This is a genomic window from Telluria sp. AZSoR62, from assembly GCF_058111565.1.
In genome coordinates, this window is sequence record NZ_JBYTST010000037.1 from 1 (window position 1) to 994 (window position 994).

The 994-nt window shown below is 50.8% G+C and carries 1 rRNA gene; it reads left to right on the top strand.

The features are described from left to right. Window positions 1-994: ribosomal RNA gene (locus AC3XQU_RS22700) — 23S ribosomal RNA — on the top strand; the annotation flags it as partial.

Sequence of the window (994 nt, forward strand, 5' to 3'; positions counted from 1 at the left end):
ATGCAAAGCGAACGCGGCGAACTGAAACATCTAAGTAGCTGCAGGAAAAGAAATCAACCGAGATTCCCAAAGTAGTGGCGAGCGAAATGGGATGAGCCTGTACGTGATAGTCGATTGAATAGTGGAAGCTTCTGGAAATAGGCGCCATAGAGGGTGATAGCCCCTTACACGAAATTCAAACGGTGGTACTAAGCGTACGACAAGTAGGGCGGGACACGAGAAATCCTGTCTGAACATGGGGGGACCATCCTCCAAGGCTAAATACTCGTAATCGACCGATAGTGAACCAGTACCGTGAGGGAAAGGCGAAAAGAACCCCGGGAGGGGAGTGAAATAGATCCTGAAACCGTGTGCATACAAACAGTCGGAGCGGACTTGTTCCGTGACGGCGTACCTTTTGTATAATGGGTCAGCGACTTACATTCAGTGGCGAGGTTAACCGAATAGGGGAGCCGTAGAGAAATCGAGTCCGAACAGGGCGACAGTCGCTGGGTGTAGACCCGAAACCAAGTGATCTACCCATGGCCAGGATGAAGGTGCGGTAACACGCCCTGGAGGTCCGAACCCACTAATGTTGAAAAATTAGGGGATGAGCTGTGGGTAGGGGTGAAAGGCTAAACAAACTTGGAAATAGCTGGTTCTCTCCGAAAACTATTTAGGTAGTGCCTCAAGTATCACCATCGGGGGTAGAGCACTGTTATGGCTAGGGGCTCATTGCGAGTTACCAAACCATTGCAAACTCCGAATACCGATGAGTGCGAGCTTGGGAGACAGACGTCGGGTGCTAACGTCCGGCGTCAAGAGGGAAACAACCCAGACCGCCAGCTAAGGTCCCAAAGATTGGCTAAGTGGAAAACGAAGTGGGAAGGCTAAAACAGTCAGGATGTTGGCTTAGAAGCAGCCATCATTTAAAGAAAGCGTAATAGCTCACTGATCGAGTCGTCCTGCGCGGAAGATGTAACGGGGCTAAGCCAGTCACCGAAGCTGCGGATAT